This is a genomic window from Aliivibrio sp. SR45-2, from assembly GCF_963890165.1.
GTDB classification, from domain to species: Bacteria; Pseudomonadota; Gammaproteobacteria; order Enterobacterales; family Vibrionaceae; genus Aliivibrio; species Aliivibrio salmonicida.
Genome location: NZ_CAWPRC010000191.1, coordinates 1 through 15,669, shown reverse-complemented (window position 1 = coordinate 15,669; position 15,669 = coordinate 1). Strand labels below are relative to the sequence as shown.

The window sequence follows — 15,669 nt, the reverse complement described above, 5'->3', positions numbered from 1 at the left end:
TACTGAAATTAATGTGTTATTTTTTTTGATTTTGGAAAGCATGATCAAGGTTTTTTAGAAAGCATGATCATTACTGCATCGGATCTATGATCATTAATAGAATGAAAACATGATCATAAGCATTATGAAAGTATGATCATTGCTTGTATAGAAGAATGATCATGGTTAATACACAAGTTATCCACAGAACGGGGAGGTTTGCCCTTACATTGGGGACTGATTATTTTTATTTTTCTATTGTTGAATATTAAATAGTCTGTTTTTTGAAAAATTGCGTTGATCTCGTCTCTTTATGGAGAGTAAATTGAGGTTTTGAAACCATTCAACGATCCTTGAACAATGATCAAGTGCGTTAATTGTTTGATCAACCGTAAATGAATATCTACGATCTTCGCTCAAGCCTTGTTGTATCTACACTCTCCGTATTTTATCCTTTGCTTATCATGCTTCCGATGATTTGTTTTTCTTGATCATGCTTCCTTAATCTGTTGTTCAATTTACACCGTTTACTCGACTTTTATTATAAGTATTAACCCTTGATCATGTTTCGTATTTCTTCTTAGAATACCAATCTGGTTATCTTTGATTTTTTACTGGGTATTAATTTATTTTAATTTAAATTTCGATTAAAAATAATTTTTTATCAAAAAATAAAATCAAAAGTACACCTTCCGTAATTTGAGTGACTATTATCACGCTTCCGTAAATTTACAGTGTAAATTTACAGTTAAGTGACGCTGTAACACTTTCGGTATTGTGTTCTTTCCCTGTAATTATCCACTTTAAATTACGTTGTTATTCTCTCTATTTTACAGCTTTACTAGATATTATCTGTTTTTAACTAATATCACACTATTCAATCTTTGTTCAGCAATTTATTGATAAATATACTTTATGCTGTACAATTCTTAGTAGTTAACTTTACTGGCGAATATTATGAATAGAGAAAAAACCATTGCCAATTTGGCAGCATTGGCTGAACAAACCCAGCAAGTGCAATCTGATCGTATTGAATTAGTTCTTGAAGAAAGAAATGATGAGCATTTTCCTCCAATGTCTAAAGCAATGATGGAAACTCGTTCTGGTTTAACTAGAAGAAAGTTAGATGAAGCGATTACTCGTTTAGAGTCGGAAGGTCATCAATTTACAAAAAACAACGCTAATCATTACTCTATTTCATTAACGGAAGCACACATGTTAATGGAAGCTGCTGGTATGCTTTCTTTCCATGAGCAGAAAAAAAATGTAAATAATAAGCCTTGGGTTGTAAATGTTCAGAACCAAAAGGGGGGTACAGGTAAATCAATGAGTGCTGTACACCTTGCTGCTTGCCTGGCGTTAAATTTAGAAAAACGTTACCGTATTTGCTTAATCGATTTAGATCCACAAGGGTCTCTTCGTTTATTTTTAAACCCTCAAATCAGTGTTTCAGAGCAAGATACTATCTATTCTGCTGTTGATATCATGCTTGATAATGTGCCAGAAAATGAAGTTATTGATGGTCAATTTATGGCTAAAAATGTGTTGTTGAACACGCAATATCCGAATTTGAAAACTATTTCTGCTTTCCCTGAAGATGCTATGTTTAACGCAGAAGCATGGCAAGATTTGTCAACGAATGGGTCATTAGATATTGTTAAGCTATTGAAAGAAAAAGTGATAGATCCAATCGCTGATCAATTTGATGTGATTATGATTGATACCGGTCCACACGTTGATCCACTAGTGTGGAATGCCATGTATGCGTCTAATTCATTACTAATTCCATGTGCCGCTAAACGTTTAGACTGGGCATCAACAGTGAACTTTTTCCAACATTTACCAACGGTTTATGAAATGTTCCCGGAAGATTGGCATGGTTTAGAGTTTGTTCGTTTAATGCCTACGATGTTTGAAGATGATAATAAAAAACAAGTGTCAGTCTTAACTGAGATGAATTATTTATTAGGCGATCAAGTAATGATGGCTACGATCCCAAGAAGTCGTGCATTTGAAATTTGTGCCGATACCTACAGTACTGTTTTTGATTTAACGGCGGCTGATTTTGAAGGTGGTAAAAAAACATTGGCAGTCGCTCAAGATGCAGTGAAGAAATGCGCTTTAGAATTTGAACGTGTTTTACATAGTCACTGGAATTCGTTAAATAAAGGGGAGTACTAACCGATGGCAATTAAAACGTCAGACTTAAACGCAAAATTGTTTGGAAAAACAAATAAGCGTAGAGCGACAACCCCTGTTGAAGCTCAAAAAGCAGCAAAATCTCAAGCTCAAGTTATTGAACTAGCGGTTGCTGGTGAAGATATGGTGACGTTTGAATTACGTAAAATTCCGGCAAAAGACGTAAGTAACGCTACCGTTGTTTTTGCTGAAAATGCACGTGAACAGTCTTTTTTAACTGAGCATGCCTTATCTGATATTCTTTCAACGTTACGTGACCGTGGTCAGCAATACCCTGCGGTTGGTCGTATTGTTGAAGGCGGAAAAATTGAAGTTCTCGATGGTAGTCGCCGTCGTATGTCGTGTATTTTAGCTGAGCAAGATTTCTTAATTTATGTTGCTGAAGGCATTAATACGAAACACGCTAAGTTTCTTTCTGATGTTGCTAACGCACATAAGCCGCTTTCTTTATATGAACGTGGTAAAGAAATGCATGCAATGTTGGCTCGAGGTGATGTTGCTGATCAAAAAGAATTAGCAAAAGTATGTCAGTGTAGTGAAGCTTTAGTGAGTGGGGCCCTAAAAGCCGCGACGCTACCTTTAGAATTACTTCAGGCTTACCCAAGTGTGAGTGAGATTGGCCGTCCTACGGTAGTTAAGCTTCATAAGCTCTATAATACGTTGTCTGAAGAGGAGCAAACTGTGTTGCTTCATCAGTGTGCTGGAGAGCAAGGGGCTCTTTGGATGCGTTCTACAGCGCTTGGTGTTAGTCGTATGACTAAAGAAGTGACAGAACTTATTGAAGTTTGGATTGAAGATTTACTACCAAAAGCAGAACCAACAAAACCACTAAGTACCGAATTAGTGAAAGGTCGAGCGTCTTATAAACGTAAAGGTTCAGCGTTAACGGTGAGTTTAAAGAAAGTTGATGATGCATTGATGGAAGATATTTTGGCGTATATTAGTCAAAAAGTGTCTTAATTCAATATCTAGATTTATATTAGATAAATAAAAAGCGGTACTTATTTTTATAATAAGTACCGCTTTTTTATGCCGATATGATTATTTATACTAAAGGAGCAAGATCTGCAGGGCGGTAGTTAACGGATTTTAATACCTTACCTTGCTTAATTACTTTATTATCAAGCTCTACATTTTGCGCACATTTAGCAATAATAAAACCGCCTTTCTCTGTCGACATCAATTCGATCCCTTGCTTTGCATAGAATACTTTTGTTTCTTGGTATTCAGCTTCTGTTTTGCATACTTTACTCATGTTGCTTGAATGCACTTCATCCCAGCATGGTAAAAAATCTATATCTAAATTTTTAGCGACGTTTAATAATAAATCGACTAAATACGAAATGCTTAAGTTGTCTTCTAGGTTCTTAGTTCCTAAATGAACAGCGCGCCCCATCAATACATAGACGGTATCGATAATCGCATCTGCTTGTTCTATTTTGGTGTCAGCAACCGCTAATTCTGTTAATTCTTCAATAGCTAATGAAGTGTGTAATGCATCATTCTTTTCATCTAAAGATTCAGGTGCTTCTACGGCTAAGTCAAAAGTATGTCGAAATTGGTGAATATCTTGATAAAGCTTATGGTAGATAGGTTGAGTTAATTGACTTAAATGCATGATAATTCCTAAAGGATGAATTTATTTATGTAGGCTGATTATACTCGCTCATATTCCTATCGTCATACTTTCTATTGAGGTGTGCTAGAAATAATTATTCTCATGCTACAATTTAGGTATCTAATCATTTTGCTTTCTGGTTTCTTCCTAATGAATTCTCAGTTGTCCTTTCTTAATTCTGTATTGTCTGACGCTTCCGTTTGTAATATCCGTTACCCTATTTTATTAGAAGGTTCTAAAGCATGGTATGGCGATTTACTTTCTTCTTTTTTATCCCAAGATAATACGTCATCGCTGCTAACTGAAATTTATGGCGATATATCAATCTTAGATATTCCTTCTTTTGCTATTAAAAAAGCATTAAAAAAACTAGGTCAAGAATCTCAGTGTTTGATCATTAATATTTCAGATGAATTTAATGCAAATGCGATCAATGCAATATGTGGAACCTTGGTTGGAGGAGGGCTTGTGTTTTTTGTTAAAGATAAGAACTCACCGTTACCGTCCACATTAATACAGTGGATCTCTGGCTTTAAAAAAGAAATGATATGTTTATCTGAAGAATTATCGATTCCTCAGTATGAACGTCCTGAAAATGGTTCTACCGTATTCACATCAGAAGTGTATGCATCAAATGATCAAGAAGTTGCGGTTTCAGCAATTAAGAAAGTCGTTACTGGACATGCAAAGCGTCCTTTAATTATTACCGCAGACAGAGGAAGAGGGAAATCATCAGCGATTGGTATTGCGATTGCAGAATTAGTGTTATCTCGTAAATTAACGATCGCAATTACGGCACCACAAAGAGCCAGTGTTGATGAAATATTTTCTCATGCCGCTAGAGTTTCTATTCAACTGGGAATGCGTGTAGAACATAACAAAAATACACTTATCATTAATGGCAGTTCAATACTCTATATTGCACCGGATGAATTAGTACGAGGCGAGTATTTAGTTGATGTCGTTTGTGTTGATGAAGCTGCTGCTATCCCTGCACCAATGTTACTTTCATTATCTGAAAAATACTCTCGTATAATATTTTCAACAACAATCAATGGTTATGAAGGAACAGGGCGTGGTTTTGAAATTAAATTTAAACAGAGTCTAGCCAAAATAAGACCAAATTATCGAACTCTTGAAATGATAAAACCAATTCGTTGGAATGATAATGATCCATTAGAATTGTGGTTGAGTCATGTTTTTTTATTAAATCACGCCACGTCAGTAGATATTGAGCCTGAGTCTTTCTCTATTTCTTCTCGCGATATTTATTTTCGTCGTGTTAATACCGATGAATTATTAAGTAGTGCTTCACTATCCCAATCTCTTTTTTCTTTATTAGTCTCTGCTCATTATCAAACATCGCCTAACGATTGGATTTCTTTACTTACAGATACATCGTTAGAGTGTTGGGTTGGTATCGATAAAAAGACAAAGGCACTTATCGCTTGTACATTAATATCTATTGAAGGGAATCTAGATAACGATCTTATTTCTGCTATACAGTGCGGAACTCGTCGTCCAAAAGGTCATTTAGTGCCGGTCTCTTTAACACAAATATTGTGTATTGATGAACCTGCAATACAACATTGTGCCCGTATTATGAGAATTGCTATTGCTGTGGATTATCAAGGTAGAGGGATTGGTTCTGAATTTATTCACACTCTTTCTGAATATTATGCTGACGAGGGAATGGATTATTTAGGGACAAGCTTTGGTTCTACTTTTGAATTGAACCTATTCTGGTCTCAGTTAGGGTTTGGCTTTGTACGTTTAGGAATAACAAAAGACAAAGCAAGTGGTACCCATTCATTATTGGCGATTAAACCGTTATCGTTAAAATCACTTGAATGGAATCAAATTGCTGTTGAGTATTTCCATACATCGTTTCCTGAACAGTTAATGTCAGTCTTCTCTCATTTAGGAATGAATGAATCAAAAGGGCTTTTATCTTCTTGTATCACTTCCAATCGACTAACACCAATTATGTTGAAAAGAGTTAGTGTGTACACAAAAGGTGGGTTAGGTGTTGAAGTGATTGGGTATGAATTGCGAATGTTTGTTTTATCGAATATATCGTTATTAGATTCACTCTCTTTAATACAGCAGCAATTAGTTATTACAAAGCTTTTGCAGCTGAATGAGTGGAGTGAGGTGATTAAAATTACAGGGCTCTCAGGAAGGCGCGAAGCGGAATTAGTATTACGCGAATCTATTCAATTGCTCCTTATCAATTTACAGTGTAAATCATCTTAACCTTCAGTCTTCCTCTCTTTTAAATTTACAGTGTAAATCGAACAAGCAGTATCAATTTACACTGTAAATCTGTTGTCTACTCTCTCTTCTTAGAAAAGCATTAACTAACCTCTAAAATTCTCTTCATTTATATCGTGTCAAATAGTGAATATGATATATTCTTGATGTAATGGAAATGTTATTCATTCACTGAGTGGTCAAGGGATTTTTAAATGAATGAAAAAGGATTGAATCGTCTTAAAAAAGATGAGCTTGAATTTGTCGATGATAAAACAGCGGCATTACTTCTTAATACCCCAACAAATGCAAAAATTCTTTTATGGATAATTGCTGTTTTCTTTTGTATCTCTATAGCATGGGCTTCATGGGCTGAGATTGATAAAGTAACGGTAGGGCAAGGAAAAGTAATTCCATCTTCTCAATTACAGATAGTACAAAACCTTGAGGGCGGCTTAGTAAAAGACATGCTCGTAAAGGAAGGTGACCAAGTTACGAAAGGCCAACAATTATTATTAATTGATGACACTCGATTTCGTTCTGATTTTAGAGAGCGTAAAAAGCAACTCATAAATTTAACGGCGAGTGCTCAGCAACTATCTGCGTCAATGGACAGTATTCTTATTCAAGACATCAACAATAAAAAACGTTGGAAAGAATCCGTTATTATTTCGAATGATAAATTAGTGTTTGATGATGAGTTTAAAAAAGAAAATCCAATCGTTGCTCAAAGACAAATGGCTGAATATCGTGCCGACATGAATAACCTTAAAAACCGTATTTATGTATTCGATCAGCAAGTAGCACAAAAACAACAAGATTTACTTGAATTAAAATCTCGAGTGAAAAACTTACAAAAAGGCTATGGATATGCAAGAAAAGAATTAGCGATAACAAAACCGTTAGCTGATGAGGGGGTTGTTCCTCGTATTGAATTGTTGAAACTTCAACGTCAATTGAATGATACGAAAAGAGAACTGACATCTACGGAATTAAAAATCCCAGTGTTAATTTCTGAAGCACAAGAAACAATCCTTAATCGTATTGATGCTGCGTTGAAGTTTCGCTCTGAACAACAAGAAAAGCTAAACACGATTCAAGATAAATTATCGGCACTTACTGAGTCCCAAGTTGGTTTAGAAGATAAAGTAAATCGAACTGTCGTTTTATCACCGGTGACAGGCACAATTAAAAAAATCTATATAAATACAGTTGGCGGCGTTATTCAACCTGGAATGGATTTAATTGAGATTGTTCCGACTGAAGATACGTTGTTGATTGAAGCAAAAATTGCTCCGCAAGACATTGCCTTTTTAAGACCGGGGCTTTCTGCCATTGTTAAATTTAGTGCGTATGATTTTACCCGTTATGGTGGATTAAAAGGCGTTCTCGAATTTATCAGTGCTGATACGATTCAAGATGAAGAGGGAAATAGCTTTTATCTTGTAAGAATAAGAACATCACAAGATGAACTTGCGATAGAGAAACAATTTCTTATTATTCCAGGTATGACCGCGTCGGTAGATATAATTACCGGAAAACGCAGCATTTTGGATTATTTATTAAAACCTATCGTACAAGCGAAAAGTTCTGCTTTAAGAGAGTAAAAATGTGGAAAAGGAGCGTTAGATAGAATGAAAGCTAAATGGTTAGTTGTTCCTTTAATTTTATTCTCTATTGGCTCTATTGCATTTACAAAGCAAGATCTTGCTTGGATAAAAGCGGTTAAAGGTGAATATGGAGAAAGAGCAGGTAAGCGTGTTTCTGCTTGGCGAAATTTGATTGAAGACATTGATAATCAATCGGAGAACGAAAAGTTAGAACAAGTGAATCGGTTTTTTAATCAGCTCTATTTTGTTGATGATATTAAATTATGGGGAAAGAAAGATTATTGGGCTACTCCTTTAGAGTTTCTTGGTAGTAATGCTGGGGATTGTGAAGATTTTACAATAGCCAAATATTTTTCTTTATTAGAACTTGGCGTACCAGATAAAAAACTCAGACTTATTTATTTGAAAGCGTTAGAGCTTGATCAGTTTCACATGGTTTTAGCTTATTACCCAACACCATCAGCAATTCCATTAATTTTAGACAATTTAGATAAAGAAATTAAACCAGCAACGCAAAGAACCGATTTATTGCCTATATACAGTTTTAATGGTCAACATTTGTGGTTGATGAAAGGCAAAGGAAATGGACAACAGGCAGGGAGGTCATCTCGATTAAGTTTATGGAATGACTTACGACAAAGAAACAAAGGCCTGAGGTTAAACCACCCAATTATAAATTATGATGAGTAAGTAAATGACATTATATAAACAGCTCGTATCATGGATGACAGCCGTCTTTTTATTGTTACTGATATCTGTCTTTGCGATTGAATTTCGCACCACTCAAACCTTCTTAGAGAACCAACAGCGCTCAGAAGTAAATAACACGATCAATTCGATGGGCCTTGCTCTTGCTCCTTATTTAGAAAATGAGGATAAAGTCGCAGCAGAATCTGTGATTAATGCTTTATTTGATGGCAGTTATTATTCTGCTGTGAGATTAACGTTATTAAGTACAAATGAAGAAATTGTTAGGGTCTATCCAATTAAAATCGAAAATGTTCCTAAATGGTTTACGGATTTAAATTTATTTAGAACGATTTCAGAAAATCGAGTTATTACGAGCGGCTGGATTCAATTGGCTGAAGTTGAGATCGTTACTCATCCAGGGTATGCCTATCAACAGCTTTGGAATTCTTTAACGCAATTGGGAATGATCTTTTTCATCGTAATAGGCTTAGGGATTGTTGTTATTTCAATGGTAGTGAAAAGAGCCCTGTCTCCGCTGCAATCTATTGTTATAAAAATGAAAGAAGTCTCAGAGAATAATTTTGATACTAAATTAGCAAAACCAAAAACGAAAGATTTAGAAGCAGTGATTTCTGGTATTAATTCAATGTCTTCGCAAATTTCATTGAGTTTTAAAGCTCAAGTGCAAGAGGCTGAAAAACTAAGGGACCAAGTATATCTTGATCCAATTTCAGGATTGGGGAACCGCTCATTTTTTATGGGCCAACTTAATACGTGGTTATCTGAGTCTTCGAAAGGCGGTATTGCAATATTAAAAGTTAACTTTATCAATAGGGTGTACGAACAAGACGGTTATGAAGCTGGAGATGCTCTCGTTCATCAGTTAGCTAATTTATTAAAAGCGACACTCCCTAGTTCTAATGTCACATTAACTCGTTTAAATTCCTCTGAGTTTGGTTTCATTTTCCCTAACATAGAAGAAGTTGAATTAAAGCTTGCAGCTGAAAATATTATTGCTTATACGCAAGATATTAAGGGCGATCCGACGGCGACAGCGCCTGTTGATGCTGAGCTTGGTGTTGTCTTTAATGAAAATAGAAAAACAACAACAGAGATCCTTTCTTTAGTCGATAACGCATTAACTCAAGCGCATGCTACCCCTGAATTATTGTTTGGGTTTATTGCTGATGAAAGTCAACATCAGTTAATGGGTAAACAACAATGGAAGCAATTTGTTGATGAGGCGATTAGTGAGCAACTGTTTAATTTTACACTTCAACTAGCAACCGCTCGTATTGGTACTGTATTCCATCAAGAAGTGTTTTCAGCTATTGAGAAAGAGGGGCAACGTTATTCTGCCAATCAATATTTGTTTGCTTTAGAGCAATTAAATGAAACAACCTCATTTGATCAATTTGTTATAAGCACAATGCTCGAGAGAATTAAAACCAATGAGATAACACAACCAGTGGCGATTAATTTGGCGAATGGAAGTGTAGCAAATCCAAGTTTTGTACGTTGGTTGACCGCTATTTTGAAAAAAAATAAAGAGGCAATGCCTTTGTTGCACTTTGAGATCCAAGAAAGTGCTTTTATTGAGAGTGAGGATCATACGGCTTTATTGTGTAATGTTATCCGAGAATCTGGTGCGGAGTTTGGTGTTGATAACTATGGTCGTAATTTTGAATCTTTAGAATACATCAAAGTATTTAGACCTAAGTACGTGAAATTAGATTATTTATTTACACACCAATTGGATGACGAAAAGCAACGCTATATTTTAACGTCAATATCAAGAACGGCACAAAGTCTGGGTATTACAACGATTGCCTCTCGTGTTGAAAATAAAGAGCAATTAGAGTTGTTATCTGAGCATCATATTGATGTTTTCCAAGGTTTTTTTGTTAATGAAAAAGTGAAGGACGAGTAGTATGAAAGATTCCTTATTGCATTCACTTTGTTATGTAAGTAGTTACTACGGCCAGTTGAATTCTCCAGAGGCTTTGATTAATGGCCTTCCATTACAAGATGGCAAATTAACACCGATGTTATTTTCTCGTGCAGCTGAAAAGGCAGGGTTAATAGCAAAAGAAAATCGAACTGAATTACGTCATATCCCCTCATTGATATTACCTGTGGTTTTATTATTAAAAGAGGGTGAATCTTGTGTATTAATTGGGTTTGATGCTGATAAGAAAGAAGCTGAAATCATAGTTTCAAGTTCAGATATGCTTCCGATTTCAATTTCTGTTGAAGATTTAGAATCTCAATATACCGGACGGTATTTTTTATTAAAAAAGAAATTTCGTTATGATGATCGCTCCCCTGAAATTTTAAAGAAGCGAGAAGGGCATTGGTTTTGGAGCACCTTATTTGAATCGAAACATATTTATCGAGATGTGTTTCTTGCTTCTATATTGATTAATATTTTTGCGATAGCAACACCGATGTTTACTCGGCTGGTGTACGATAAAGTAGTTCCTAACCTTGCTTTTGAATCTCTATGGGTTTTGGCTTCTGGTATTTTTATTGTCTTTATTTTTGATTTCGTACTGAAATACTTACGTGGTTATTTCATTGATGTTGCAGGTAAAAAATCAGATGTGTTAATTTCATCGAAATTATTTCAAAAAGTTCTTGGAATTAGAATGGAGGCGAAGCCACCTTCTGTTGGTGCATTTGCTCGACATTTGCAAGAGTTTGAATCTATTCGAGAGTTTTTTACATCAGCAACGATAGCGTCATTAATTGATTTACCTTTTGCTCTATTGTTCTTATTTATTATATATCTGATTGCAGGACCGATTGTTTTAGTCCCTATTGTCGGCATTGTATTATTGTTAATTCATGCGGCCATCATTCAAGGCCCTCTAAAGAAAACGATTGAAGAAGGTTCTCGATTGTCTTCTCAGAAGTACGCAAATCTTATTGAAAGTTTGGTTGGATTAGAGACGTTAAAATTATTTAATGCTCAAAGCCAATTTCAATATCGCTGGGAAGAAGCGGTAACGCACATTTCTAATTGGAGCATTAAAAGCCGTCGTATTACAGATTCTATTCAAAATATGGCGGGGTTTGTTCAGCAAGCGGTGAACATTGGAATGATTATTGTTGGTGTTTATTTAATAGCTAATGGTGATTTAACCATGGGGGCATTGATTGCTTCTACCATGTTAAGTGGTAAGGCGATTGGTCCTTTGGTGCAGATATCTTTGCTATCTACACGTTATAACCAAGCTAAGTCTTCGATGACTATCATTGAGCAATTAATGGCAATGCCTGATGAGCAAGAAGAAGGTAAGCGTTATATTCATCGACCGATTCTTCAAGGTAAAATTGAATTAGATAAAGTGACATTTAACTACCCTGAAGCTCAAATGTCTGCCGTTCGTGATATTAGCTTGACGATTAACCCTGGTGAAAAAGTAGCGATCATTGGCCGGATTGGTTCAGGTAAAACAACATTAGAACGTCTCATTATGGGGCTCTATCAAGCCACTGAGGGCTCTGTACGAGTTGATGATACCGATATCTCCCAATTGCATCATGTCGACGTACGACGCAATATAGGCTGTGTACCGCAAGACATTACTTTATTTTATGGTTCTATCCGAGAAAATATTATGCTTGGCCGAGAGTTATCTGATGACAGTGAAGTGATGGAAGCGGCAAACCGTGCAGGGGTAACCGCCTTTACACAGCAAGACCCTGCTGGATTAGAGAGACAAGTTGGGGAAGGGGGCTTATTACTTTCTGGTGGTCAGCGTCAATCTGTTGCGATAGCGAGAGCATTAATTGGTAGACCTCCTGTATTGCTTTTAGATGAGCCAACAAGCAGCATGGATAATCGTTCTGAGTTATTGTTTAAGAATCAATTATCTCATTTGAAACCGTCAGAGACCTTAATTTTAATTACGCATAAAACATCAATGCTTGATGTGGTTGATAGGGTCATTGTTATGGAAAAAGGGCATATCATTGCTGATGGACCAAAAGCAACGGTATTAAATGAATTAAAGACGGGCAAAGTCAGAGCCGTGAGTTAGTTTTATTTTCTTGTCGCTATAAAAAAATGGGCGTTTATCGCCCATTTTTTATTCATTGTGAAATTGTTATTTCTTTTTACGTGTAAATATATTCCATTCGTCTACTACATCACCTTTGAAACCAACAACCGTTGCAACCACTCGACGATTTAAAGCGTGACTAACTGCTGAATCCCCTTTGGCTGTTAATAAGGTATCACCAAAACCTATCGTTTCAATTTTGTCTGGATTAACACCATAATTAATCAAAGCAACACGTACTGCAGATGCTCTAAGTTCAGATAAGCGAATGTTGTATTCTGCATTACCTTGTTGACTTGCAAAGCCTTGAAGTTGAATTGATGTTTCTGGATACTCAGCCAGAAATTCAGCCATTGTTCTTATTTCACTTTTGAAAATAGGTGATATTTCTGATGAATTGTTAGCAAAAAGAATCTTTAAATCTTTTTTATCTGATTGCTCTACGTATTCGGCACAACCATCATTATCAATTTGAGCGCCTCTTGGTGTTCCTGGGCAGATATCTCGAGCGTTAATAACGCCATCGTTATCATTATCTCGTAGGTCTGCGATCTGAGAGGGAGCGGGTGTTTCAATATAATCTTTGTCGCCAGAGACACATGCCGTCAAAAAAAGACTCGTAATAAGGGTTGGGTAAATTAATTTTTTCATTCTTATTTCTCCTCTTCTTTAGATTTTTGTGAATTCCATTCTTTAGGGGTATCAATAAGTAATGATGGAATCAATGTACCTGTTGCATGCAATACTCTAAATTTTGCAAACTGTTCAGCGTAATGGGCATCTAGGTAAGATTTTCTGGCTTCAAATAATTCGTTTTCTGTGTTTAATAGATCCAAAAGAGTTCGCTTCCCAATACGATATTGTTTTTCATAAGCAATAACTGTATCGGAGGCTGCATCAACATGATCGGCTAAGAATTCTTTCTGTTGTAATGTTAAATCTAGCGCACTCCATGATAGACGAAATCCTTCTTCAACGTTTCGATAAGCACTATCTCGCAGATCTTTTGCCATATTTAATTGATAAGCACTTTTTTCTGATTGTGCATTATCACTTCCGCCGTTATATAAGTTGTAACGCATGCGAACCATTGCTGAAAATTCGTCACTGCTTCCTTCTATACCACCAGCATCATCACGCCAAGTTTGAGCTGCTTCAAAAGAGAGCGTCGGGTAATTGGTGCCTTTAGATTGTGCGTATTGATATTTTGCAGCTTGAATATCGGACTGTGCAATAAGGATGACTGGATGGTGTTGGTAAGCTCGCTCTACGCCTTCTTGTAGGCTTAAAGGCAGCGTATTTGCATCAGCTCTAGGGTATATGAGTGCTTGAGGTGGAGAGCCGACTATTTGAGTAAAGACGGTATGCGTATCAAATAAATTATTTTGTGCTGCAAGTAAATTACCGTGGGCACGTGCTATACGGGCTTCTACTTGAGATACATCGGCTGTTGAACCTATTCCTGACTCTGCTCTTTTCTTTATGTCTTTATATATTTTTTTATGAATTGCTAAGTTGCTTTCAGAAAGAGCGAGGATTTCGGTTGCTTTAACCGCATCTAGGTAGACTTGGGATACATCTAATGCTTTATTTTCACCAAGAGAGATGAGTTGTAACCGAGCCGATTCGGCTTCAGCTTGGGTACGATCCATATCATTAATCGTACTTGAACCATCCCAAATTAGTTGAGTTAAAGACAATGTTGCATCTTTTCTCGTTAAGCTTGTGTCATCACCATTATTAGGTGCAGGATTAATGTTTTCAAGTCCAATCCCTGCATCTAAGTCAATAGAAGGTAAGTAATTACCAGAAACACTATTGCTGTCTTCAACGTAACTCATATAAGCGTTATATGCTTTCTTAACCTCAGGATTTGTCGTTAGAGTTTGTGATATTGCTTGCTCTAAGGTTTGAGCCTGAGTTGATACGCTCAAAACTAGCAAGCTACTGCACGTCGCAAGTTTGATCCATTTCAAAGTGTTTCTCCTAATTATCGTATCTTTTGAACAACTTTAATGAACACGATATTTTTAATAAATTCTAGTTAACTTAATAGTGATACCCATAGGTAAATGGTATGTGTCTATTTCGTTTTTTATATATGACTGAAATGCTACGTTATCTCTTATAAAAAAGCAAAAATTAACCTATTGAAAATCCATCGATAAATAGTCTCTCACAAACAAAAAACGAATAACTTGATGTCGTTTTGAAAATGACAATAAAAACATAGTAAAAATAAGTCTTGAATTCGAGAATATAGTGGCGAATATTTTTTAGGACTATTTTTTTAAATTACTAATTGGAATTAACCTCACGTTTTGTGACTCACTTAAAACAATAGGAAAATAATATTATTTAGACAAATTACATTCGCCTTTTTTGTTTATTTAGCGCGCTTTATGAATGTGGTCACAATGTTAACTGTATGCTAAATTATGTATATAGGTGCAGCGTATTTATTGGTTAATTGTATGTGTTGTGAATAAATGGATTTGGGAAATAACGTTATGGCGATTAAAACATCAACAAATGAAAAACAAATTATCGTGATTGATAAAAATGGTAACTTGAAGTTAATGACTTCTGGTGAAGCCGTTTTACCTGGTGACGTCGTTCTTGAAAAGGATTCTGGCGAGGTATCGGTCAATCGTGATGATTTACCAAAAGATAATAATAATGAAATTAAAGATATCTTGGATGCTATTGTTGATGGTAAAGACCCTAGTTTAGTTTCTGAGTCTCCTGCTGCCGGTGAAGAAAGTGGTTCAAGCTTAACTGCTTCTACTGAAATTGAACGGGTAGGAAAAAGTACGATTGCTAAAACCGATTTTGATACGGCATCTTTAGAAGCTTTAGGTTTATCTAAAACCCAAAGTTTAACATTGTTAGATCAATATAAGTTCTACAAAGAGACCGGAAGTTTTGAGAATCCAATAAATACTGGGAATATAATTAACCAGAAAGTTGGTTTTGTTGTTGATTCAAACCTTGCAGATAATACAATTTCAGAAAACGCGGCAATAGGGGATGTGGTTAACCTCACCGGTTTGGCGACGGATCCGGATGGGGATGCGGTGAGCTACAGTTTATCTCCGGCGGACATTGCGGCTGGTTTATTTGCTATCGATGCCACCACGGGTGTGGTGACAGTGATTGGCAATTTAGATCATGATACGGCGCCGTCTCATTCGATTGATATTATTGCGACCTCTACCGATGGCTCAACCAGTACGGGCGCGTTTAACATCAC

The 15,669-nt window shown here is 36.1% G+C and carries 10 protein-coding genes and 1 pseudogene; 8 read left to right on the top strand and 3 right to left on the bottom strand.

The annotated features are described in order from the left end of the window. The first annotated feature begins 936 nt into the window (after positions 1-936). Positions 937-2,160, top strand: a complete 1,224-nt coding sequence (locus AACV33_RS18215) for a ParA family protein (protein ID WP_012552305.1) — start codon at positions 937-939, stop codon at positions 2,158-2,160. 3 nt (positions 2,161-2,163) lie between these two features. Beyond that, positions 2,164-3,138, top strand: a complete 975-nt coding sequence (locus AACV33_RS18210) for a ParB/RepB/Spo0J family partition protein (RefSeq protein WP_017021040.1) — start codon at positions 2,164-2,166, stop codon at positions 3,136-3,138. Between the two features lie 85 nt (positions 3,139-3,223). On the opposite strand, the gene AACV33_RS18205 is transcribed toward AACV33_RS18210, so the two are convergent. Beyond that, the gene (locus tag AACV33_RS18205; protein ID WP_017021041.1) at positions 3,224-3,796 is read right to left on the bottom strand and encodes a nucleoside triphosphate pyrophosphohydrolase family protein; all 573 of its coding nucleotides are present in this window, start codon (positions 3,794-3,796) and stop codon (positions 3,224-3,226) included. A 150-nt stretch (positions 3,797-3,946) separates the two neighbouring features. Here AACV33_RS18205 and AACV33_RS18200 point away from each other — a divergent pair, with 150 nt between their 5' ends. The 5 genes from AACV33_RS18200 to AACV33_RS18180 all read left to right on the top strand — a co-directional run bounded on the left by AACV33_RS18200 (position 3,947) and on the right by AACV33_RS18180 (position 12,395). Then, positions 3,947-6,052 (top strand): GNAT family N-acetyltransferase, encoded by a 2,106-nt coding sequence (locus AACV33_RS18200; protein ID WP_255458628.1) that lies wholly within the window; start codon positions 3,947-3,949, stop codon positions 6,050-6,052. Between the two features lie 212 nt (positions 6,053-6,264). After that, positions 6,265-7,656, top strand: a complete 1,392-nt coding sequence (locus AACV33_RS18195; protein ID WP_017021043.1) for an HlyD family type I secretion periplasmic adaptor subunit — start codon at positions 6,265-6,267, stop codon at positions 7,654-7,656. A 27-nt stretch (positions 7,657-7,683) separates the two neighbouring features. After that, positions 7,684-8,349 (top strand): transglutaminase-like cysteine peptidase, encoded by a 666-nt coding sequence (locus tag AACV33_RS18190; RefSeq protein ID WP_017021044.1) that lies wholly within the window; start codon positions 7,684-7,686, stop codon positions 8,347-8,349. Positions 8,350-8,353: 4 nt separating this feature from the next. Then, the gene (locus AACV33_RS18185; RefSeq protein WP_182700512.1) at positions 8,354-10,279 is read left to right on the top strand and encodes a bifunctional diguanylate cyclase/phosphodiesterase; all 1,926 of its coding nucleotides are present in this window, start codon (positions 8,354-8,356) and stop codon (positions 10,277-10,279) included. Position 10,280: 1 nt separating this feature from the next. Next, entirely contained in the window at positions 10,281-12,395 is a 2,115-nt protein-coding gene (locus AACV33_RS18180) for a type I secretion system permease/ATPase (RefSeq protein ID WP_023602773.1), read from the top strand. Positions 12,396-12,461: 66 nt separating this feature from the next. Here AACV33_RS18180 and AACV33_RS18175 read toward each other — a convergent pair whose 3' ends face one another. Both AACV33_RS18175 and AACV33_RS18170 read right to left on the bottom strand, forming a co-directional pair. Next, positions 12,462-13,067 (bottom strand): OmpA family protein, encoded by a 606-nt coding sequence (locus AACV33_RS18175; RefSeq protein ID WP_012551463.1) that lies wholly within the window; start codon positions 13,065-13,067, stop codon positions 12,462-12,464. A 2-nt stretch (positions 13,068-13,069) separates the two neighbouring features. Then, complete coding sequence (locus tag AACV33_RS18170; RefSeq protein ID WP_182700511.1) at positions 13,070-14,392, bottom strand: TolC family outer membrane protein; 1,323 nt, start codon at positions 14,390-14,392, stop codon at positions 13,070-13,072. 534 nt (positions 14,393-14,926) lie between these two features. On the opposite strand from AACV33_RS18170, the pseudogene AACV33_RS18165 reads away from it, so the two are divergent. Next, positions 14,927-15,669, top strand: a pseudogene (locus AACV33_RS18165) (cadherin repeat domain-containing protein); the annotation flags it as partial.

Excerpts from the sequence above, each read along its gene's own strand:
- AACV33_RS18215 (WP_012552305.1), top strand. The coding sequence starts at position 937 with ATGAATAGAGAAAAAACCATTGCCAATTTGGCAGCATTGGCTGAACAA.
- AACV33_RS18210 (WP_017021040.1), top strand. The coding sequence starts at position 2,164 with ATGGCAATTAAAACGTCAGACTTAAACGCAAAATTGTTTGGAAAAACA.
- AACV33_RS18205 (WP_017021041.1), bottom strand. The coding sequence starts at position 3,796 with ATGCATTTAAGTCAATTAACTCAACCTATCTACCATAAGCTTTATCAA.
- AACV33_RS18200 (WP_255458628.1), top strand. The coding sequence starts at position 3,947 with ATGAATTCTCAGTTGTCCTTTCTTAATTCTGTATTGTCTGACGCTTCC.
- AACV33_RS18195 (WP_017021043.1), top strand. The coding sequence starts at position 6,265 with ATGAATGAAAAAGGATTGAATCGTCTTAAAAAAGATGAGCTTGAATTT.
- AACV33_RS18190 (WP_017021044.1), top strand. The coding sequence starts at position 7,684 with ATGAAAGCTAAATGGTTAGTTGTTCCTTTAATTTTATTCTCTATTGGC.
- AACV33_RS18185 (WP_182700512.1), top strand. The coding sequence starts at position 8,354 with ATGACATTATATAAACAGCTCGTATCATGGATGACAGCCGTCTTTTTA.
- AACV33_RS18180 (WP_023602773.1), top strand. The coding sequence starts at position 10,281 with ATGAAAGATTCCTTATTGCATTCACTTTGTTATGTAAGTAGTTACTAC.
- AACV33_RS18175 (WP_012551463.1), bottom strand. The coding sequence starts at position 13,067 with ATGAAAAAATTAATTTACCCAACCCTTATTACGAGTCTTTTTTTGACG.